The organism is Pseudolactococcus piscium, assembly GCF_002441695.1.
Classification (GTDB): Bacteria; Bacillota; Bacilli; order Lactobacillales; family Streptococcaceae; genus Pseudolactococcus; species Pseudolactococcus piscium.
Genome location: NZ_JXJW01000003.1, coordinates 124,954 through 144,356, shown reverse-complemented (window position 1 = coordinate 144,356; position 19,403 = coordinate 124,954). Strand labels below are relative to the sequence as shown.

Here is a 19,403-nt window from a genome sequence, read left to right as displayed (position 1 = left end):
ACTAATTTCCATGTATTTTTGATATGTTTCATTTTTTCTCCTGTTTGATACTAACTACGAATAAGGCAATGAGTCACTTCTGTTAATTAGTGCCATTAAAAGGGCTACGATTTGCTCCGGTGATTCCTTACGTTTGCGCTGAATCCATGTTTGTGTCAAACCAAATACGGCATTAACATAATAAGTTATCGCATAAATATCCGTTAAGCTATCTTGCTGCTCCTGTCTCATATCCTCAGATAACAGCGAGCGATCTAAGATCATTTTTAATTGTTCCTGCATAAATTGCTGACTTTCTTTATTCCCATTTTTGGAAAACAAAGCCGCATAAATGTCATTTTTATCTAATAGTTCATACGTTTCGAGCAAGTTTTTTTGTAAATACCCTTTATTCTTTTCAAAAATATAATCAATCGTGTTAAATAAGGCCTTTTGATATTTGGCAATCATATCATCTTTATCTCTATAATACTTATAAAAGCCACTTCTACTGATTTGTGCAACCTTGACTAATTCAGTCGTCGAGATTTGATCAAATGCTTTTTCTTGTAATAATTGGATCATCGCATCACGAAGTCTTACTTTTGTATGTTCTTTTCTATTTTCCACGACGTTTCACCTCTTACAATAAAATAAACACATCGTGTCTACACTAGTATCATTTTCGAACATTTTTCTAATAAAAGGTGTATAATTAAAATCTAAAATGATACTATTTTGGTGTCATCCCTAGTTTAAAACTAGATACTTTTCTATAGGAGCAAACACAAACGATGAAAAAAATTTTGGCTATCATAGCCATACCGACCTTATTAGCCATAGCATTCTTTAGTGCCAGTCATTATCAAACAGGATCACAAACAACAAGCCAAAACGAAAAAGCAATAAAAGGCGACTGGGTTACTTATTCAGTAAGTAAGATAACCCTACCAAAAACGTCTAGTGCTGACAGCATGAAAAAAATACTAGGCGTCAACCCAGCGACTAGCGACAAAATCACATTCACACAAAGTAATGTGACATTTTTCGAAGGATCTCCTAGCCGCTATCAACTACAGCGTAAACAAAAACAATTTAGCGTGAACAATCATAGCTATGATTACGCTTTAAAACAAGGGGGAGATAGCCTAACCCTTAAAATTTCGGGAACAAATGACAAATGGAAAACTTATTACCGTGTCGGTAGTCGGCTTGAAAAGCGTAAGCAAAATGAAATTAAAACAGCCGAAAAAGAACAAAAGGCTGCACTCTCCGAGCTCAACCAAACATGGGCAAAAAAAGCTGAATTTATAGAGAACACAGTCAAAGAAAGTTTGGTTGGTACTTGGTCTGGTCGATTTAAAGCCACACAGACGACAGCACTAGGGGTAGCTTGGGCGCCCGGTATGCAGACCCTAACCTTTGATACAGAAAATCACATCACGTTTCACGCATCCTCGGATAATCTGACAAACTTCGATACACAAGCAATAACTAACGCATATGCTAGCTATCAGATCAATGGCATCTTAGGACTAGAACCTTCTGATTATATCCCTACGGATCCTGAAAACCTGCTGTCGATTATTCGTAACCTATCTAATGAGGAGCTGTTTAGTCGAATTAAACTGATCAGTTTTTCCTACGATGTGACAACCTCAGCTGGTACTATTTCACAAGATGTCACACTCTCAGGCCTATCCTATAAAGATGGCAAACTATCATTTGATGAGCCACTCGTCATTACCCAGTGTGGTGATGAAGGTGTGCAACTTTCTGGTGAAACGACTAAGGTGGTGCCAACAACATGAGCAAGAAACTACTAACGATTTGCTGCCTATTTTTTGCCTGTGTCTCCCTCTCATCCTGTGGAAAATTTTTGAAATCAGAAACGACCTTACTAAAAGGTAACTGGATCTTAGTCCTAGACCCTATTCGGGCTAATAATGGTGCTGATTTACTAACATCAGGGAATGTGGTAGCTAATCAAGTCAATTTTACTAAAGACGCTAACTATACATTTAACCCTAGACAACACACCTTGACCTATCTTAAGTCTCTTAACTATAAAGTCAAATTTGATGCTTCAGGTAACGTTATGACTTTAACAGACGACATCCAAAAACAACCAAAATACTACTATCGACTAGCATCTCGTCAATATAAAGCGCTTGACCGTCGTATCAAGTCGATCAATGAAGCTTGGTTAAATAAGACGCAAGCTTGTTTAGTACAGTATGAAACTGCCATGACGGGGACCTGGTCTAATTCAGTAGCCAATGCACAAGTCAATTTAAAACATGACTCTCCATCTCCTGATGCTAAATTGACCTTATCAACCCCAAAATATTTGGGGTTTGTTGCCTCATTTTTCGGTGGTGCACGTGATGGCTCAATGTCAGTAGACTTTAAACAAAAAGCTATTTCTGATGCTAGATTCAAATTCTCAAAAACAGATCTTGAGAGACTACTTGGCAGCTCATGGGACAATCCACAACAGTTAAAAGATACCCAAAAAAGTATCGAACAGCTTACCTTCAAGGATTTATTCATGACACTGGGAGACGTCACGATGACTTATAAAATCCCTGATTCAACCTTGTCTCAAGCTATCTCCGTATCAGCCTATAGAGCGGTGATTGCCCCAAATATGACGCAGTTCAAAAGCTGTACGGTTACCACATCAGATAGTCACGAGCATACGAGTTTCAAAGCCTATCTCGACTCTGATGGGAAACACTGATGCCAAGGCAAAGGTTTTACTAGCTTTAACGATTCATTTTTCCCTAAATCGAATTTCTTGACATCAACTCGCCCTTTGTTTACAATTGTAAACAAAGGGCGAGTTTTTACTTACCGTATCTATTTATAAGGAGACAAGATGACAAATTATGTGTTTAAAGCTGGTAACAACAACTTAGCACCGCTTTTATTGTTACATAGTACTGGTGGAGATGAGCTTCAACTATTAGCAATTGCTGATCAAATTGCCCCAACCCATCCGATTTTATCGATTCGCGGTCGAATCAATCAACAAGGTAGCAATCGCTATTTTAAGCTTCACGGTTCAGGTGGCTTTACCAAAGCGAATTTTGATCTTGAGTCATTAAATGAAGAAAGTAGCTGGTTAGCTGATGAGATCGTACGACTCGCTAAAAAACATGAGATTAAGTTACAGAATATGATTGCCTTAGGCTATTCAAATGGCGCAAATGTGGCCCTAAATATGTTACTAAAGGGGATCTGTCAGTTTGATAAAGTCATTGCATTTCACGGCATGCAACTTGAAGATATCCCGAAACCACACCAAGTCGATCATACAGAAGTCTTTCTCAGCTATGCTAAGAACGACCCGATCGTGCCAGAAAATGAATTTGCTTTATTAAAAACGGATTTAAAAAAGGCTGGCTGTCAAGTTACCAGTTTTGAGACCACGTCAGGCCATCAGCTAACACAAGATGAAATCATGGCTGCCAAAAATTGGCTAGATAAGACACACTGACCAAACTGGCTACCTAAAAGAAAATGGAGAATTAAATGATGAACGCTAATCATATCGTAACAGAAATCCCCGACAACCTTGTCCTTGGTGGCGTCCACCATGTGACAGCAATCACCTCAAGTGCTCAAAAAATTTATGATTTTTTTACAAATATTTTAGGACTCAGGTTAGCAAAACTAACTGTTAACCAAGATGATTATGAAACTTACCACCTCTTCTTCACCGAAGAAGACGGACACGGTGCAGATATGACTTTCTTTGATTTTAAAGGCATTCCAAAAGGACAACACGGCGTTAATAATATCGAGCGTGCTTCATTTCGTGTCCCGACCGATGCTTCCCTTACTTATTGGGTGACGCGATTTGATGACGCGCATGTTGCACATGGGGAGATTACAAGCAAATTCGGACAAAAAACGCTAGAATTTACTGACTTTGATGGCCAACGCTATCAACTCATCTCAGACCAAAACAACAACGGAGATGCAGCAACTGGTCGCTCATGGCAACTTTCTAATGTACCCGCAGAACATGGCATCACAGGCCTTGGCCCAGTCTTTATCAAAGTAGAAAAACCAGATAACCTCCGCTCAATCTTAGAAACCGTCTTTGGCTTTAAGTATGCTGGTCAAGAAGCCGATTTACACCTCTTTGAAGTCGCAAATGGCGGTAATGGCGCTGCACTCATCCTGCAAGAAGCGAGTGAGCAAGAACCTCATGCCTATCAAGGTTATGGAACAATTCACCATTTGGCTTTAGGCACACCAAATCCCGAAACCTTAAGTTACTGGATTGATCGGATCAAATCATTTCGTTTACCACATTCTGGTTTAGTCGATCGATTTTACTTCTCAAGTGAATATGTCCGAGTTGCACCTGGTGTCCTTTTTGAGATTGCGACTTATACACCCGGAATTGGCGCACTTGATATGGTAAAATCAGGTATGGGTGTTGTGGATAGCTATGAGGAAGCCTTGATGACGTCAGGATTTTGGATTGACCAAACAAAAGCAGCATCCGGTTTATCCCTTAGCCTGCCCTCGCATCTCTTCCCTGGAAATGAAGCCGCAAAAGCCCAACTAGCAGCCAGTTTACGTCCTTTGGACACATCTGATGCTCACCGTGACAGACGTAAAGATCCCCTATGGACTGTCGAAAAAGTACTTGAGCACACCTCTACTAGCAAATAGAAGGAAACACATGAAATCATATCAAGCAGACCAACTAGATGACAAAACGGTCTATAAACTCTTATCAGGCAGTATCGTACCAAGACCAATCGCTTGGCTAACCAGTCAAACTAAAGATGGCTTAGTCAATGTCGCCCCCTTTAGTTTTTTCAATGTTGTGTCAGCTAATCCGCCACTCTTGTCTGTCTCTTTTACCGCAGATAAGGATACCCTGACTAATCTTTTAGCGACAAAAGAAGCCGTCGTCCACCTTGTCAATGGTGATAATGTTGCCATAATGAACGAAACAGCCGCGCTATTACCAGCAGATGTTAGCGAAGCTGAACACTTTTCTCTTGATCTTGAGCCGTCTAAAGTCGTTCAAGTTCCTAGTTTAACAGCTGCAACTGTCCGCTTAGAAACAAGACTTTTCAAGCATATACCACTCCCAGAGACGGGACATCTCGTCCTACTTGAAGTTGTCCATTTCTCATTCGCGGACGATATATTAGATGAATCAAACTTTCATATCGACCTAGACAAGCTCAACCCCATCGCTCGCTTAGCCGGAAATGAGTATGCAGGTTTAGGCGATCATTTTGAGCTGATACGTCCTAAATAAATCTTTTTTAAGACAAAAAAGACGATACCTAAGTTATCGCCTTTTGGGAAGAATGTACGAACCTTTGACTTGTGATTGATACTATATCAGCTACAAGTTTTTTTGAGTTACTGGGCAAGCTAACCTGACTAATTTTTTTGTTTGAACAACCAATTCAACATTTGTTTATCTTGATAAACCAACTGCCAAGATGGGTGATAAACTTTTTTAACGCCAGCAGCCTCCATTTCTTGATCAGAATATAGTGTTAATTTATTATTTTGAGCACCATTAGTTTTTAGAATTTCATACATCATTTTTGATGTATAGCTAGTACATACTTGATCATGTTCGGCTTGCACAAACCAAATTGGCACGTTCTTAGGATAGTCCTTAAGTGCAGTTTCCATAGCAGAGTAGGTTGCCTGGTAGTTTTCAGGTGAGAGTAATAGCTGTTCTTTATTATCAAGCTTATAGGCTAAATCATATTTTTTAGAAATCGGCACGATCGTATCTTTAGCACAAACCACCAGAGCTCCTGCAAATAAATCAGGGTATTGCTGGATGAATCTAAGCGATGCTCCACCACCAGATGATGCACCCGTCAAATAAACTCTATGCGCATCAACAGTCCCTTTATCGATATATTGTTTAATTAATTCTGCCTTGGCTTTGTTAAACGCTGCCATTTTAGTTCGTTCACTTTCGATTTCACTGATACCAAAACTATAATTTTCAGGGTACTGAACCGATAACACAGCTGCTTCAAACCCATGCTCAATCCAAGTAGTTGCGCCCTGATTCGCGACAAGATTGGCACCTTCATATGAAGAAGCTAGAACCTCCCCACCACCATGTTCCCAGATAACAAGTGGTGTCTTTTTATCCGACTTAGGTTGATAGAACCAATAAGTAAGTACTGTACCACTACTATCAGTAAAGGTATTTTTCTTAAATAAGTCACTTGTCTTAGATTTTAAGACGAAATCTTTCTTTTGAGCTGTTAATAATTTATTGCTACTTGTAATCGCCACTTGTTTTACTTTAGGATAATCAACGTCTTTAATATCAAGCGTTAATTGATTACCTGAGACGCTGACTTTATCAATTTTAGCTGTCTCTTGTTTATCTTTCTTTTCTCCTAAAAAAGGATTTGGTGCCACAGTCAACTTAATATCAATATCTTTTGGTTTTAGACTTGCTAATTTGGACATATCTCCATCCATATGATAAATAATTTTATCCAGTTTTTGTCCTTCCGGAGAAACGTAAGCACTCGCTTCTATTTCAGTGACTTTAGCCTCTTTAGTCTTGTTAGTCTGGCAAGCTGCTAGTAGTAACGTTGCGCACAATGCTAAAGCGATTCCTAATTTCTTTTGTATAATCATTTAACTCTCCATCAAGTATGTTGGTCTATATCAATAGACTGATTTTGAAATCACAATTTTTTTAATCAAAATAAGTCAATAGGAATTAGCAATCACTTATTTTGATTTCAGGCTACATAAGAGCACTGTTAAACCTAATTTTTATTCTAGATAATTCTTCCTTTCTCCCTTAAACATAAAAATAACCTAAAAAACGGTGGAAAAAAATTCCATATGTTTTTTAGGTTATGCCCGTATAGGTAACATGCCTTCTTCAAAATTAAGTATATCATATTTTGTAAACGATTTCAAAAATAAGTAAGAAAAAATAAGTATATATTTTTTAAAAAAATCGTGTGGGAATATATTTCCCACACGATTTGATTTAGTGATACAAGACCCTCAATTTTATTAAAATAATAATTATTTGTCTTCCAAGTAGTATTGGGTAACTTTGTTCAAGTTATCGTCAAATTCGAATACTAATGGTGGGAAATTAGGAATCTCAAATTTCAAGATTTCGTCAGCTGACATTTTGTTGATATGTTTAACCAAGGCACGGATTGAGTTACCATGGGCACCAACAAAAACGTTTTTGCCATCTTTAAGTGCTGGTGCAATTTGATCTTCCCAGAAAGGAAGTGCACGTTCTAGTGTTAACTCAAGGTTTTCAGCATCAGGTACGATTGAATCTTCAAGGTGTGCATAACGACGGTCACCATGTGATGAGAATTCAGCATCATGTGCCATTGCATCTGGGCTTACGTTATATGAACGACGCCAGATAAGGACTTGATCATCACCATATTGGACAGCAGCATCAGCTTTATTAAGACCTGTCAACGCACCATAGTGACGTTCGTTTAAGCGCCAAGATTTTACAACTGGTACCCAGAGTTGGTCAGAATATTCAAGGACATAGTTGGTTGTTTTGATTGCACGTTTAAGAACTGATGTGTAAGCAATATCAAATTCAATACCAGCTTCTTTGATAAGTTCACCAGCTTTTTTTGCTTCTGCAATCCCTTGCTCAGCAAGATCTACATCTGCCCATCCCGTAAAGAGATTTTTTTCATTCCATTCAGACAAGCCGTGGCGTGCGAATACTAATTTTACCATGTTTTTATTTCTCCTGTAAGATATATAAGTTATACTTTGGACCCTATGTGTCAAACATAAGCAAGCATAACTCTATTTTTTTGAAACAATACCCTCTTAGTTTACACTATTTTTATCCATTTTACCACTATTTTTAGACTATTTTCATGATTTTTTCAAGTCTTATGTCAAAATCTGATTTGGAAAAATAATTCTCACTTGTCATCACAAGCATTATTACTTTCTCTAAAAACAGAGAGCAGGTCACAGAAGTAAGGTATCTAATTGCTAACTGCGCATCACTTTTAAACAGACGCCTAAAACTACCAGCCCCAACCCAACCAAAGTTAAGCCTTTCGGAAATGTATCTTGCAGGACAAGCATTCCTAATATTACAGAAAATACAACTTCTAAAGATTGCAGTGCTTCTATAGTCGCGAGTTTTCTTATATTTGTATGAACCATTTGTGTCGATAGAAAAAATAGATATGTCGCAATGACACCAGAAAAAAAGGCAACTAAAAAACTTGATGCGACTTGTCCTGTTTCTGGCACACCACTCCTAACATAGCCAATAATTGAACAAACTAGCCATGTCGGGAGACTACAAACTAGCATGGCTAAAATACGTTCATCTGTATTTAGATTAGCGGTATGATGATTAACTATCATGATTTTACGATTCCCTAAGGGGTAGGCAAATGCTGCAATTAAGACCGCAATGAAGGCAACTAACAAGCTTGTCCCATTAGCCAATGCCATATGCTGTAACTCAATGATGACTATGCCTAACAAGATGACACCAAAAATAAGGCCATCTTGCCTACTAATACGACTTTGCTTTCGCTTTGATAAGTTAGGTTCTAAAAATGGCGCAAGCACACTACCTGCAATAATCGTGATTTGCCAAGTGCTTGCTATAAGCCAGCCAGGAGCCAGTGATGATGCAAAACATAAGGGGATATAAAACAAGCCAAAAGCAACCTGACTCCATAAAAACCAGGATTTCCAGTTTGCTTTGATTGTATGAAAAACAAGCCTTAACTGACTATTTCTTTTTACGCTGACAATGATTAAAAAGAAAGGCATCATAAATAGAAACCTTAAAGAGGCCGTCCAAAGCCAATCCCCTCCGCTACTTGCCATCGACTGATTTAAAACAAATGTAACTGAGAAAAAAAATGATGCTAAAACACCTAATAAAAATGCCATGACTCACTACTCCTATGGACTAAAAAATGTGCTAAAAAATAAGCGCTATCGCATATAGCTTACAGGTTAACTATTTTTTATCTGTCAATATCTGCTGGATAAATCATCACACTTATGCCTCTTACCTTAGCATCTGTTTCATTCAAATAAGTATGCGCTATGTTGGCATCAAATTTAAGACATGCATTTTCTTTACATACGATGCGTTCCTCCCCTAACAACATCGTTAGCTGACCCTCTAATATAAAAATTAGCTCCTTTGATCCTTTAACATGTGCTTGTGACACTCTATTTGCATTTGCTGCTAACTCTAGGTAGAAACACTCAAAACTGTCTGTTGGTAGCCAACTAAAAATAGAGGAGATACTGACCAGTTCGTCTTTCGAGTCGATTTTGGTTAGCTCGTCCATATTGACTAGGGTATGCGCTGTTTTAAATTCACTAAAAAAATAAGAGATAGGTACCGACAACCCTGTCGCTATTTTCCACAAACTATCGATTAAAGGGGATGTCAACCCTCTTTCTATATTATTAATACTTGGCTTACTAACACCAGTCAACTCTGATACTTTTTCTAATGAATAGCCTCTATCTTCACGAATTTTTTTTAATCTCATGCCAATTACTTTCGAAATCATACGCCACCCTCTTATATCTATTATCTTGTATTTATTTTACCATTATAGATTTACGCTATCAATATGTCAAGTAATAGCCGATGACTAAGTCATCTATTTTTGAAAATAAGGGCTATACTGTTATAGTAAATCAAAAAAAACGAGATCGATTGATCTCATTTTTGTCATACGGTTAGTGTCAAAATCGATTCTGAGCGAAATAATTTTCTAAACTGCGTTTATATGACTTGACCTCTTCTGATAACGTTGCACTTTTTTTCTTAATGAAAATCAAGGTATTGGCATTGCCATCTTCCAGTGGAATAACTGTGATATCATGCACACTTGCTTGATCGATAAAGCCTGACCCAGTCGCATAGGCATCCGTTCTCTCCAAAATACCATTTAGGGAAGCACGGTCGGTCACATTAAATATTTTTGTATTTTCAAATGTTTCCACTAAATCTTCTGAATAGTACAAGAACTGCTCATTTTCCTGGGTAAACCGGACACGACTCAAGGTTCTCAGATCATCATTTGTTAGAAAGGCCTTACTTGCTAGCGGATGGCTTTGTCTCAAATAAATGTGTGTTTTAAACGTCATCAGCTCATCAAAATCAAGATCTAACTTGTCCAGCATCCTAGTAATACCTAACCTATTTTGGTTATTCAGATAGGCAATCCCTACATCTGAAACGCCATCAGAAACTTCAGTCAAGATATTATAAGTTGTTGACTCAAACAACCTAATATTTTTTATGCTAGGATTTTTCTCAGAAAACTCCACAGAAACTGGGGCTAGGAAATCATAATGTTGACTAGCGATTGAAAAACTATGTTGCAAGGTTGCTGGCGACATGTACTTGGCTTCAAACGTGTCAAAATCTCTCAAGACGCTCTGGGCTTGCTCATAAAAACGCTCACCTGCTATGGTGAGACTGACACCTGTATTGAGCCTGTCAAAAATCTTAAAGCCAAGTTCCACCTCAAGATCCTTGACCGCAATCGACATAGACGGTTGACTGACATACAGTTGTTCACTGGCTTCTCTAAAGGTACCAGTGTTTGCAATAGCGACGATGTATCTAAGTTGCTTAATATTCATTTTTACTCCAATAAAAGTGTATAAACTATATTATACACTTTTATCCTTTTTCACCATTTTTGATAATCACTTAGCCACGTGCTAAATCAGCGATTTCTTTTTGTCTCTTTTTCGTTAAGCCTTTTAAGACTAGGTCATAGGATGCTTTGATCATCATTTTCATCGTCTCATCGGGTACTTGGTTCGCGAGTAAGTCAATGGAGTTCCAATGCAACTTATTCATATAGTAACCAGGTACAATCGCCTCATACTGCTCACGTAACAAGTCACCATCTTCTGGTTTAAGCTTTACTGTCAAAATAGGCTTTCCAGATTTATCCGTACCCATCATGCCAAATAGCTTATCATCAATCAGCAGACGAGTTGCACCCCACTCAGCCTTATAATCTGTTTTGGCAGCCGGAAAAGTCAAGGCATATTGGCATATTTCAGATACTTGCATATGAGCTCCTTTACAAGGCGTTAAGATACAGGTGATTTTTGTTTTCTATTTTCCCAAAGCTCACAGCTATATTTTTCACACCACAAGTCAAAATTTTCTTCATCAGATTTGGTTTGCTTGATAAAAATATCATCTACTTCGACATTCAGTGCTTTAGCAATTTTAAACGCTAAATCCAATGACGGATCATATTTATTATTTTCTACAGCATTGATTGATTGGCGAGTTGAATGTGTTAATCGAGCCAAATCTTCTTGAGAAAATTTCATCGCTTTCCGTAATTTTTTAATATTATTTTCCACAGTGCTTCCTACTTTCTATAGTATCATCTCCTACAACGCGTACGCCAAATAAATCGCACTTATAGTGATTTTTTGTGGTTTAGCACAGAAAATATCAGGTATCGTTCTTTCTGTGCATCTGCCATTTTAGACTGAATTGGTCATTTTACGACTATTTTTTTGGATTTCACCCTCAATTTTGTCAAAAGACCTTTACGCTCTAATTGTAATATAAATTCGTATTTTTGACAAGGAAATGGGATTAAAAAATCTGTCATCATTGACAGATTCATTAGCGATATACTGTTAGGAAACTGCGTTATTTAACGACCTTTAGAAGCTAATTTAACGGCTATATTTCCAAGTAATTGTGTAATAAAAACGATGACTAATACCAGGATCAATGACATGAATGTCACATCTTTTTGATTTCTTTGATAGCCGACTTGAATCGCCATGGCACCTAAACCACCACCACCAACGATACCAGCCATAGCAGTTAAGCCAATCAGATTAATAATCGTAAAGCTTGAAGCACGAATAATCGAAACCAAACCTTCTTTTAAATAAACCCGGAAAATAATACCGAAAGTCCCTACACCCATGGCACGTGCTGCTTCTACCACACCTGGATCTACTTCTAATAGGGCATTTTGAATTTGACGTGCAAAGAAGGGAATTGTCCCGATGACGATCGGTACCGTTACAGCTGTCGTCCCAACACTCGTGTGCACAATCAAGCGTGTAAAAGGTACGATGATCGCTAGCAAAATAATGAAGGGGATTGAGCGACCTATATCGACAACTTTATCCAACACATAGTAGACAACTCGATTTGGTGTTAACCCATCCTTGTTTGTAACCAGTAATACAATCCCGATTATCAAGCCAATAATACCTGCTATGATGCCTGCTATGATTGTCATTTGTAAGGTTTCAAAGGTTGCAACCCGAATATCTGGCCATATTTGATTGACATTTGGAAATAGCTTATCCATCAGACGATTACCTCCTTATTTTCAGTACGGACAACTTTTGAAATACGTACCCCTTGCTCAGCTAGATAGGCACTTACTTCTGTCAGACTTGGTTCTTGACCACTTGCGTCTTCTAGTGTGACGAGTAGGGTACCGATAGGTACATCTTGTAAAAATTCGATATTACCATATAAGATATCCGCTGTAACAGCAAAGCGCTTGTAGAGCTCAATAATAATCGGCTCTGCTGCATTGGAAAATTTGAGTTCATATACTGTTTTATCCGTATAGCGTAATAATTTCTTCTCAGCTTGTTCTACATGCGTTGCTGTTCTGATAAAATCTCGTGTTAGTGGCGCCTTAGGTTCATCAAAGATATCAACGACACGACCATGCTCGATGACACGACCTGTTTCCATAACTGCGACTTTATTACAAATTTCCTTGACAACCTGCATTTCGTGCGTAATAATCACGATCGTAATCCCTAATTTTTGATTAACTTCTTGTAGTAATTCAAGGATTGCTAAAGTCGTTTTAGGGTCTAATGCTGACGTTGCTTCATCACAAAGTAGTATTTTCGGGTCATTAGCTAGTGCACGCGCAATCGCAACACGCTGCTTTTGACCACCTGATAATTTGTTAGGATAGGCATCCTTTTTATCTAAAATCCCAACTAAGCTTAATAAATGATCTACCTTGTCTGCTATTTCTTGTTTTGACAAGCCAGAACCTTTCAGCGGAAAAGCGACATTATCCGCAATCGTGCGTGATGTCATCAAATTAAAATGTTGAAAAATCATCCCAATCTTCTTGCGTTCGTCACGTAAAGCACGAGGCGATAGCTCGACAAGGTTTTTCCCTTCAACGATAACTTGACCAGTTGTTGGTTTCTGAAGTAGGTTAATCACACGAACAAGTGTCGATTTACCAGCACCAGAATAGCCAACGATACCATAGATGTCTCCCTTATCTACCTGAAGAGAGACTTGGTCGACAGCAACCACCTCACTATTTTTTTGTGTGAATCTCACACTAATATCCGTTAAATTTATCATATGATTATTCTACCATTTTCTAAGATAATCTGTTAATCCTTTTTAGTTAATATGACAAAAGCTTGAGTCTCAACTCAAGCTTCTAGCCAAATCCTATCTACCATGCTTACCTTACTTTGTTGTATCCCAAGCAGGGTAGTCATTTGTTGATTGAATAATTTTAGCGATTTCTGGTGTTTGGTAGGCTTTCAAAATTTTCTTGAAATCTTCCTTATTTTTGTCTTCTTTACGGACAGCGATGATATTTTTATAGAGTTCGCTGACTTTGTCTAAGTGGTCAGTATCGATGTAGATTGCTGATTTTTTAGGCGTTGTATGTAACTGGTCAGTCACATAGTTGGTATTGATAAAGGCCGCTGTCACATCCGGTAATGTCGATACCAATTGGTCTGCTTGAATGGCTTTAATCTCAATTTTAGTCTTATAAGACGCAATGTCTTTTACATCTGGTGACTCAGGCGCATCTGCTTTAAGTTTAATGACACCGAGTGCTTGAAGTGCTTGTAAAGCACGACCACCATTTGTTGGGTCATTAGGGATCGCAACTTTATCGCCATCTTTCAATTCTTTTGGATCTTTAATTTTATCAGAGTAAAGACCGAAAGGTGAAATGATTGTATACCCAATATAAGTCAGATCTTTTTTATTCTCTTTATTATAGTTGTTGAGGTAGGCAACGTGTTGGAAGCTGTTCAAATCAAGAGAGCCATCAGCGAGTGCTGGATTTTCTTCTGTATACCCACTAAATAATTTCACGTCAATTTTAATTTTGTCATTTTTCAATGAATCACTAACTTTTTGCCAGATTTCTTTTTGTTGATCACTAGCGACACCCACAGTATACGTTTTAACACCGTCTTTGCTTGCATCCGATTTTTTAGCACCACATGCTGCAAGTGACGCGACTGCAAAGATAGCGATAAGTCCTGTCGCAACTTTAGTCCATTTTTTCATAATTCTTTTCCCCCATAAATTCCTGTTTGATTAGTTGACTAGGATTAGTATAACACTAAGTTGCCCAGGTGCGTCTTATTGATTTTTTATAACAGACTTTAAATTTTTCTATATCAAATACGGTCATAATTCCCTTTAATCGTCTGGATACTGGCTTGTAACCGTTTTCTCTCAGCACTTGAAAGCGAGGGAATCACGCGCTCTACCACACCTTTGTCCAAAGATATTTTTGCTAGCGTACTATAATAGCAACCTACTGATTCATCGTAGGACGAAATCGGCAAAAGTTCCCCTGTATCTTGTTCTAAGACGCTAATTATCCTCGCCACACTTGAGGCGATACCAAAAGCAGTATGCTGCTTGGCTGCATATATCTCCCAACCTGTCTTGGCTGCAAGTTTTTCAATCGTATCCGACACATCAAGGGCAACTTGGCTCTCGCCGTGTTCTCCAATCACCAAAACATCATCACGACCAGATCGATACATGAGTCGATTCGTATCAATTAATGTCCCACTCCCGATGACCTTTTGCTTGTCAACCCCAGTTAATTCAGCTAGATACAAGGCAATAACATCACATGGGTTGGTAACAGAAATGAGCACACCTGAAAATCCTGACTGTACGATTTTAGGTGCAACGTCTTCAACAATTTTCGATGTGACACGTAATTCTGCAAGCCGATCTGTCGCGTTTTCTAATACAGTAATATCCCCTGCACAAAAGACGATTACGTCGGCAGTCTTAAGTGCTGCATCATCATCCTTAATGAGTACAACTTTATTTGGTAAATTATGTATGGTATCCGATAATTCTAGATACTCCGCTTGGACTTTCATTTTATTTTCATCAAGTAATACCAATTCATCAGCTAATCCTTGTAGGCACAAGGTATAGGCTAAAGTTGATCCAACATGCCCTAATCCGATAATTCCGATTCTCATCTTTTTCACACTTTCTTTTCTCGCACGCTTGCAATTCTATACGTATCATGATAAACTAATGGAGTAAAAAATACAAACACAAGGGGTACCGCATATGCGGTTGAGATTTACCCTCAGAACCTGATGCGGTTAATACCGCCGTAGGGATGTGTCGATTTGATCATTGTTTACTATGATTGATCAACTCGCTTCTGATGACCCCTCCTTGTGAAATTATAAGGAGATTTTTTTATGTCGCAAAAACAAGTCTTTAGCATTCGCACCCTAGCAGAAATTGCTATCGTTGCAGCTCTCGCCATGGCGCTTTCGCTAATCCCACTCCAAGTGATGTGGTTTGAAATTAGTCTAGGCACACTACTTATCGCCCTGATCTCACTTCGTCATGGGACACTTATCGGCATCATAACAGGTCTCATCTGGGGACTGCTACATTTTGTACTCGGCAAGGTTTATTTTTTAAGTGTGCCACAGGTACTCATCGAATATGTCCTTGCATTTTCTTTTGCTGGATTTGCTGGGCTGGCAAGGCAACCCTTTATCAAAACGGGTAAAGATCGCTTTATAGTGCTGGCAGTCGTATTAGGCGCTTTGGCTAAATACTTTTGGCACTTTGTCGCGGGGGTTATTTTTTGGAGCGACTATGCCTGGAAGGGCTGGGGCGCAGTGAGCTACTCGCTGATTATCAATGGTGTCAGTTGCCTACTTACCTTGATCGTAGGCAGTATCATCCTGTTAGTCATCAAAAAAGCAGCACCAAAACTTTTTAAAGTTTAAATACCGAATAAAAAGTGTGAAGACTCACACTTTTTTGATATCTTTGATTTATCTGATATAATAATAACATTAGTGTATTTTTAGGTAATATCTAACATATATCTGATAAATAAAGTAAACAAAGGTGGTTACATATCAATGTCATGGTTAATTAGGCTCATCAAAGGTGTCATCATAGCACTTGGTTTTATCCTGCCAGGCGTTTCAGGCGGCGTCCTTGCTGCTATTCTAGGCTTATACGAACGCATGCTTGGATTTCTTGCGCATATTCGTGAAAACTTCAAGGCAAACTTCCTCTACTTTCTACCTGTGGGTATCGGTGGGATATTAGGTGTTGGTCTCTTATCCCGTCCACTAGAATTTCTATTAGTTCATTATCAGGTGATTGTCCTTTGGGGATTTTCAGGTGCCATCATCGGTAGCTTACCATCACTATGGCAAGAATCGGAAAAAGAAAGCCAGCGTGATAAAGCGGATTGGGCTTGGTTGATCGGCACTTTTGTCATCAGTCTCGTCTTCTTATACACCCTGCCCTATCTCTTTGGCACATTACCAGCTAATTTTGCTACCTTTATCTTAGCTGGTGCCCTGATCGCATTAGGGGTACTCGTACCTGGCCTATCGCCATCAAATCTACTCTTAATTTTAGGCCTCTATTCTCCTATGTTGACAGGATTTAAAAATTTCGATTTAGTCAATGTATTTCTACCCATCGCAATCGGCGGTGCCCTCGCTATGTTCTGCTTTGCAAAAGGGATGGAATATCTGTTAACAACCTATCATTCACGCGTCTTTCATTTTATTATAGGGGTTGTCTGTGCCTCAACCATTTTAATCCTCGTACCCAATCCACAAGCTGCTGAAAGTATCAGTTACTCAGGAAGTACCTTACTTACCGCTTTACTTGCGATTGTATGTACAGCACTCGGTTTGATTTTAGGCTTATGGATGAGTCGACTTGAGGACAAATACAAATGAAGAAACAAAAACTAAAAAAGACGCTTGTCGATCAGATTCTTGATAAGGCTGGCATTGTGCATGACGCATTAGCCTTAAATGCACTTAAGGATGACTTACCAGATGGTATCACCAGAGATGACATCTATAAAACTTTAGCGCTTACAAATGGGCGTGATCCGATCATCGGTATTGTCCCATTAACAAGACATCTCTCTGAAAAAAAATTGGCCAAAGTCTCTGGTATGAAGAAAGTCAGCATGATTCCGCAAAAAGACTTGCAGAAAACAACTGGCTACATCCATGGTGCCAATAATCCAATAGGTATTCATCAAAAACATGCATTCCCCATTTATATCGATGAAATTGCTTTGTCAAAACCAGTTATGATTGTATCGGCTGGTGAAGTGGGCCGCAGCATTCGGATTCAACCGCAGCTACTTGCTGAGTTCGTACATGCCAGCTTTGCTGACATCTCAGAACCAGAAACTTACTAAACGATCTTAGAGATCGTTTTTTATATGCTTGCTAATCTAGTAGTTTTATTGTATACTTAATTTATTATTTAGGTTTACAATACAAACCTATTTCAGAAAGGATGATGCCCTTAACTCTATCTCTTATCATAATCAGTCTGCTTTTTTACGCAAGGCATCTCGATGATATCTAGACACCTGTTAAGGCATCAAAAAAATAAAAAAATGACGCATAATAAAACACAACGTCTGGCAATTATCGCTATTGCTGCGGCTTTTCTAGCAATCTCAAGCCAAATTACCATTCCCTTACCCATCGTGCCACTGACACTGCAAACCCTGGCTGTCGGCATTATTGCGACTGTACTTACCCCATTAGACAGTGTACTCGCTATTCTTGTTTATTTAATCCTTGGTGCAATCGGTCTCCCTGTATACGCTGGTGGTGCTGCTGGATTCGGTGTCATTCTCGGACCAACAGGCGGTTTTTTGATTGGTTTCTTATTTCAAGCACTACAGGTTGCTCAGTTAAGTAAACTCGCTCTGTTAATGAAAACAGCACGTGGCAAATTAGCCTTATTTATAATTGCCAATCTGATTGGGACGATTTGGTGTTTGGCTATAGGGACTGCCTGGCTTGCAGTTGTTGCACACTTATCACTTCAAGCAGGATTTAAGCTTGGCTTTTTACCCTTTATTATTCCAGGTATTGTCAAAGCAATTCTTGCAGCAATCATCGGCTACTACATCCGACGTGCCTTGAAAACAAACGCCTACTTTATCAAGTCTACAGCTAAATAATGCTGACGTTTTAAAACACGTATCTTGCTTAACTAGCCAGTGTTGTGTTTTCGAGATAAAAAAGCTAAAATAGTCTTATGTTCATTCACCTATTAATTGCTATTTATCCGATACTATTATTTATACTGATACCACTTCTCTTCAAGTTTTTCAAAATCAGACAGTTTTCGACAATTAATGTGCCAGATATTATGACCGTTTTTTTGATTTTTGGCTTACATCTATTTTCTCGTCAAGTCACGCATATCAGTATCTTGCCTTACTTTTTAATGCTTATCTCAATTATAGCGCTCGTTCTGCTTTTTCTAGACTTATTCTATAATCGACACTTTGATGCCCGCCACTTTCTCCATTTTTTTTGGCGAATCACTTTCTTTGTCACCTTACTGCTCTATATCTTAATGATTATCATCATTTTCAAGACATAAAAAAATTAGCGATTGTTCGCTAATTTTTTTGATCTGTATCTCAATTATTTGGTAAGTTCTTCAACCAGTTTCTGAAATTCTTCATTGGTCAAGGTAACCCCTTTTCCCATCTTGCTATAATCAGGGGACCATTGGCGAATATCAAACTTTGCTGGTGAGCCATTCCATGACACACGTGTCAGTTCTTTCTTCCATCCCTTATCATTTTCAGATAGGACAATCAAATGCTCCTCAATTTCAAATTTAAACTCGCTCATCTTATCTCCATTCCATTTTAAGTCTCACTACTATTATACGCAATCTAACCCAATATTTCTCAAAATATGATATAATTTTGCTATGAAAAAAATATTAGAAAAAATAGGTCATTTGTTTTCGCGGCCTAAGGTAGCAGTAAAGGCAGCTATTGATCTAGAGGTACTCGCAAATCTTGAGCTCGCACAATCCTTTAATCATCCAGTCTATCTCCATTTTAATAAAAAAAATACAGAATTAACAAGCTTTGCGGCCAATATAACCAGCATCACAGAGCGACAAGTCGTGACAAAAGATATCATGTCCAATCAAATTCGGATTATCTTATTAAGTAAAGTAAAAAAAGTAAGTTTTGTACCTGAAAGTGTCAAAACAGCTATGATAGATAAAAAAAAAGCTTAGACTT

At 38.4% G+C, this 19,403-nt stretch carries 24 protein-coding genes and 1 riboswitch; of the genes, 11 read left to right on the top strand and 13 right to left on the bottom strand.

What is annotated here, in order from left to right:
* Positions 1 to 54: 54 nt before the first annotated feature.
* Entirely contained in the window at positions 55 to 609 is a 555-nt protein-coding gene (locus RU86_RS02570) for a TetR/AcrR family transcriptional regulator (protein WP_096813913.1), read from the bottom strand.
* A gap of 164 nt (positions 610 to 773) precedes the next feature.
* Between RU86_RS02570 and RU86_RS02565 the strand changes: the two genes are divergently transcribed.
* The 5 genes from RU86_RS02565 to RU86_RS02545 all read left to right on the top strand — a co-directional run bounded on the left by RU86_RS02565 (position 774) and on the right by RU86_RS02545 (position 5,272).
* On the top strand, positions 774 to 1,790 hold the full coding sequence (locus tag RU86_RS02565; protein WP_096813912.1) for a hypothetical protein: 1,017 nt from the start codon (positions 774 to 776) through the stop codon (positions 1,788 to 1,790).
* Positions 1,787 to 2,722 carry a hypothetical protein gene (locus tag RU86_RS02560; RefSeq protein WP_096813911.1) on the top strand — a complete coding sequence of 312 codons (936 nt, stop codon included), beginning with the start codon at positions 1,787 to 1,789 and terminating at the stop codon, positions 2,720 to 2,722. Before RU86_RS02565 ends, RU86_RS02560 begins: the two co-directional genes overlap by 4 nt.
* A gap of 138 nt (positions 2,723 to 2,860) precedes the next feature.
* Positions 2,861 to 3,481: an alpha/beta hydrolase gene (locus tag RU86_RS02555; protein ID WP_096813910.1), complete on the top strand. Its 621-nt coding sequence runs from the start codon at positions 2,861 to 2,863 to the stop codon at positions 3,479 to 3,481.
* 35 nt (positions 3,482 to 3,516) lie between these two features.
* Positions 3,517 to 4,671 carry a VOC family protein gene (locus RU86_RS02550; protein WP_096813909.1) on the top strand — a complete coding sequence of 385 codons (1,155 nt, stop codon included), beginning with the start codon at positions 3,517 to 3,519 and terminating at the stop codon, positions 4,669 to 4,671.
* A gap of 10 nt (positions 4,672 to 4,681) precedes the next feature.
* Positions 4,682 to 5,272 carry a flavin reductase family protein gene (locus tag RU86_RS02545; RefSeq protein WP_096813908.1) on the top strand — a complete coding sequence of 197 codons (591 nt, stop codon included), beginning with the start codon at positions 4,682 to 4,684 and terminating at the stop codon, positions 5,270 to 5,272.
* Between the two features lie 128 nt (positions 5,273 to 5,400).
* Here RU86_RS02545 and RU86_RS02540 read toward each other — a convergent pair whose 3' ends face one another.
* The 11 genes from RU86_RS02540 to RU86_RS02490 form a co-directional block, all read right to left on the bottom strand.
* Positions 5,401 to 6,639, bottom strand: coding sequence for a carboxylesterase family protein (locus tag RU86_RS02540; protein ID WP_096813907.1), 1,239 nt, complete (start codon positions 6,637 to 6,639; stop codon positions 5,401 to 5,403).
* 402 nt (positions 6,640 to 7,041) lie between these two features.
* The gene (locus RU86_RS02535; protein WP_096813906.1) at positions 7,042 to 7,737 is read right to left on the bottom strand and encodes a phosphoglycerate mutase; all 696 of its coding nucleotides are present in this window, start codon (positions 7,735 to 7,737) and stop codon (positions 7,042 to 7,044) included.
* Between the two features lie 267 nt (positions 7,738 to 8,004).
* A complete protein-coding gene (locus RU86_RS02530) occupies positions 8,005 to 8,928 on the bottom strand; it encodes a multidrug resistance efflux transporter family protein (protein WP_096813905.1) in 924 nt (307 codons plus the stop codon).
* A 77-nt stretch (positions 8,929 to 9,005) separates the two neighbouring features.
* Complete coding sequence (locus RU86_RS02525) at positions 9,006 to 9,566, bottom strand: helix-turn-helix domain-containing protein (RefSeq protein WP_096813904.1); 561 nt, start codon at positions 9,564 to 9,566, stop codon at positions 9,006 to 9,008.
* A gap of 178 nt (positions 9,567 to 9,744) precedes the next feature.
* Positions 9,745 to 10,650, bottom strand: a complete 906-nt coding sequence (locus tag RU86_RS02520; protein WP_096813903.1) for a LysR family transcriptional regulator — start codon at positions 10,648 to 10,650, stop codon at positions 9,745 to 9,747.
* 70 nt (positions 10,651 to 10,720) lie between these two features.
* Positions 10,721 to 11,092: an MmcQ/YjbR family DNA-binding protein gene (locus tag RU86_RS02515; protein WP_096813902.1), complete on the bottom strand. Its 372-nt coding sequence runs from the start codon at positions 11,090 to 11,092 to the stop codon at positions 10,721 to 10,723.
* 20 nt (positions 11,093 to 11,112) lie between these two features.
* Positions 11,113 to 11,394: a helix-turn-helix transcriptional regulator gene (locus RU86_RS02510; protein WP_047916094.1), complete on the bottom strand. Its 282-nt coding sequence runs from the start codon at positions 11,392 to 11,394 to the stop codon at positions 11,113 to 11,115.
* A 302-nt stretch (positions 11,395 to 11,696) separates the two neighbouring features.
* On the bottom strand, positions 11,697 to 12,371 hold the full coding sequence (locus tag RU86_RS02505; RefSeq protein ID WP_047916095.1) for a methionine ABC transporter permease: 675 nt from the start codon (positions 12,369 to 12,371) through the stop codon (positions 11,697 to 11,699).
* Positions 12,371 to 13,408 (bottom strand): methionine ABC transporter ATP-binding protein, encoded by a 1,038-nt coding sequence (locus RU86_RS02500; protein ID WP_096813901.1) that lies wholly within the window; start codon positions 13,406 to 13,408, stop codon positions 12,371 to 12,373. Before RU86_RS02500 ends, RU86_RS02505 begins: the two co-directional genes overlap by 1 nt.
* A gap of 111 nt (positions 13,409 to 13,519) precedes the next feature.
* The gene (locus tag RU86_RS02495) at positions 13,520 to 14,362 is read right to left on the bottom strand and encodes a MetQ/NlpA family ABC transporter substrate-binding protein (RefSeq protein WP_047916097.1); all 843 of its coding nucleotides are present in this window, start codon (positions 14,360 to 14,362) and stop codon (positions 13,520 to 13,522) included.
* Between the two features lie 113 nt (positions 14,363 to 14,475).
* Complete coding sequence (locus RU86_RS02490; RefSeq protein WP_096813900.1) at positions 14,476 to 15,306, bottom strand: lactate/malate family dehydrogenase; 831 nt, start codon at positions 15,304 to 15,306, stop codon at positions 14,476 to 14,478.
* A 71-nt stretch (positions 15,307 to 15,377) separates the two neighbouring features.
* Positions 15,378 to 15,470: riboswitch (TPP riboswitch) on the top strand.
* Positions 15,471 to 15,537: 67 nt separating this feature from the next.
* Between RU86_RS02490 and thiT the strand changes: the two genes are divergently transcribed.
* From thiT to RU86_RS02465, 5 genes are all read left to right on the top strand, one after another.
* Complete coding sequence (gene thiT / locus RU86_RS02485) at positions 15,538 to 16,080, top strand: energy-coupled thiamine transporter ThiT (protein WP_096813899.1); 543 nt, start codon at positions 15,538 to 15,540, stop codon at positions 16,078 to 16,080.
* Positions 16,081 to 16,218: 138 nt separating this feature from the next.
* Complete coding sequence (locus RU86_RS02480; RefSeq protein ID WP_096813898.1) at positions 16,219 to 17,058, top strand: DUF368 domain-containing protein; 840 nt, start codon at positions 16,219 to 16,221, stop codon at positions 17,056 to 17,058.
* A complete protein-coding gene (locus RU86_RS02475) occupies positions 17,055 to 17,534 on the top strand; it encodes an aminoacyl-tRNA deacylase (protein ID WP_096813897.1) in 480 nt (159 codons plus the stop codon). The genes RU86_RS02480 and RU86_RS02475 overlap by 4 nt, the downstream gene beginning before the upstream one ends.
* Before the next feature lie 204 nt (positions 17,535 to 17,738).
* Positions 17,739 to 18,314 (top strand): biotin transporter BioY, encoded by a 576-nt coding sequence (locus RU86_RS02470; protein WP_096813951.1) that lies wholly within the window; start codon positions 17,739 to 17,741, stop codon positions 18,312 to 18,314.
* Positions 18,315 to 18,391: 77 nt separating this feature from the next.
* Positions 18,392 to 18,742: a DUF3397 family protein gene (locus RU86_RS02465; RefSeq protein WP_096813896.1), complete on the top strand. Its 351-nt coding sequence runs from the start codon at positions 18,392 to 18,394 to the stop codon at positions 18,740 to 18,742.
* 44 nt (positions 18,743 to 18,786) lie between these two features.
* Here RU86_RS02465 and RU86_RS02460 read toward each other — a convergent pair whose 3' ends face one another.
* Positions 18,787 to 18,999 (bottom strand): YdbC family protein, encoded by a 213-nt coding sequence (locus RU86_RS02460; protein WP_047916104.1) that lies wholly within the window; start codon positions 18,997 to 18,999, stop codon positions 18,787 to 18,789.
* 82 nt (positions 19,000 to 19,081) lie between these two features.
* Between RU86_RS02460 and RU86_RS02455 the strand changes: the two genes are divergently transcribed.
* A complete protein-coding gene (locus RU86_RS02455) occupies positions 19,082 to 19,399 on the top strand; it encodes a hypothetical protein (protein ID WP_096813895.1) in 318 nt (105 codons plus the stop codon).
* Positions 19,400 to 19,403 lie beyond the last annotated feature (4 nt).

What these genes read in the sequence shown, in the direction of transcription:
- RU86_RS02555 (WP_096813910.1), top strand. Translation starts at nt 2,861, where the DNA reads ATGACAAATTATGTGTTTAAAGCTGGTAACAACAACTTAGCACCGCTT.
- RU86_RS02465 (WP_096813896.1), top strand. Translation starts at nt 18,392, where the DNA reads ATGTTCATTCACCTATTAATTGCTATTTATCCGATACTATTATTTATA.
- RU86_RS02545 (WP_096813908.1), top strand. Translation starts at nt 4,682, where the DNA reads ATGAAATCATATCAAGCAGACCAACTAGATGACAAAACGGTCTATAAA.
- RU86_RS02500 (WP_096813901.1), bottom strand. Translation starts at nt 13,408, where the DNA reads ATGATAAATTTAACGGATATTAGTGTGAGATTCACACAAAAAAATAGT.
- RU86_RS02560 (WP_096813911.1), top strand. Translation starts at nt 1,787, where the DNA reads ATGAGCAAGAAACTACTAACGATTTGCTGCCTATTTTTTGCCTGTGTC.
- RU86_RS02525 (WP_096813904.1), bottom strand. Translation starts at nt 9,566, where the DNA reads ATGATTTCGAAAGTAATTGGCATGAGATTAAAAAAAATTCGTGAAGAT.
- RU86_RS02495 (WP_047916097.1), bottom strand. Translation starts at nt 14,362, where the DNA reads ATGAAAAAATGGACTAAAGTTGCGACAGGACTTATCGCTATCTTTGCA.
- RU86_RS02530 (WP_096813905.1), bottom strand. Translation starts at nt 8,928, where the DNA reads ATGGCATTTTTATTAGGTGTTTTAGCATCATTTTTTTTCTCAGTTACA.
- RU86_RS02455 (WP_096813895.1), top strand. Translation starts at nt 19,082, where the DNA reads ATGAAAAAAATATTAGAAAAAATAGGTCATTTGTTTTCGCGGCCTAAG.
- RU86_RS02515 (WP_096813902.1), bottom strand. Translation starts at nt 11,092, where the DNA reads ATGCAAGTATCTGAAATATGCCAATATGCCTTGACTTTTCCGGCTGCC.
- RU86_RS02475 (WP_096813897.1), top strand. Translation starts at nt 17,055, where the DNA reads ATGAAGAAACAAAAACTAAAAAAGACGCTTGTCGATCAGATTCTTGAT.
- RU86_RS02520 (WP_096813903.1), bottom strand. Translation starts at nt 10,650, where the DNA reads ATGAATATTAAGCAACTTAGATACATCGTCGCTATTGCAAACACTGGT.
- RU86_RS02550 (WP_096813909.1), top strand. Translation starts at nt 3,517, where the DNA reads ATGATGAACGCTAATCATATCGTAACAGAAATCCCCGACAACCTTGTC.
- RU86_RS02460 (WP_047916104.1), bottom strand. Translation starts at nt 18,999, where the DNA reads ATGAGCGAGTTTAAATTTGAAATTGAGGAGCATTTGATTGTCCTATCT.
- RU86_RS02540 (WP_096813907.1), bottom strand. Translation starts at nt 6,639, where the DNA reads ATGATTATACAAAAGAAATTAGGAATCGCTTTAGCATTGTGCGCAACG.
- thiT (WP_096813899.1), top strand. Translation starts at nt 15,538, where the DNA reads ATGTCGCAAAAACAAGTCTTTAGCATTCGCACCCTAGCAGAAATTGCT.
- RU86_RS02565 (WP_096813912.1), top strand. Translation starts at nt 774, where the DNA reads ATGAAAAAAATTTTGGCTATCATAGCCATACCGACCTTATTAGCCATA.
- RU86_RS02490 (WP_096813900.1), bottom strand. Translation starts at nt 15,306, where the DNA reads ATGAGAATCGGAATTATCGGATTAGGGCATGTTGGATCAACTTTAGCC.
- RU86_RS02535 (WP_096813906.1), bottom strand. Translation starts at nt 7,737, where the DNA reads ATGGTAAAATTAGTATTCGCACGCCACGGCTTGTCTGAATGGAATGAA.
- RU86_RS02505 (WP_047916095.1), bottom strand. Translation starts at nt 12,371, where the DNA reads ATGGATAAGCTATTTCCAAATGTCAATCAAATATGGCCAGATATTCGG.
- RU86_RS02480 (WP_096813898.1), top strand. Translation starts at nt 16,219, where the DNA reads ATGTCATGGTTAATTAGGCTCATCAAAGGTGTCATCATAGCACTTGGT.
- RU86_RS02470 (WP_096813951.1), top strand. Translation starts at nt 17,739, where the DNA reads ATGACGCATAATAAAACACAACGTCTGGCAATTATCGCTATTGCTGCG.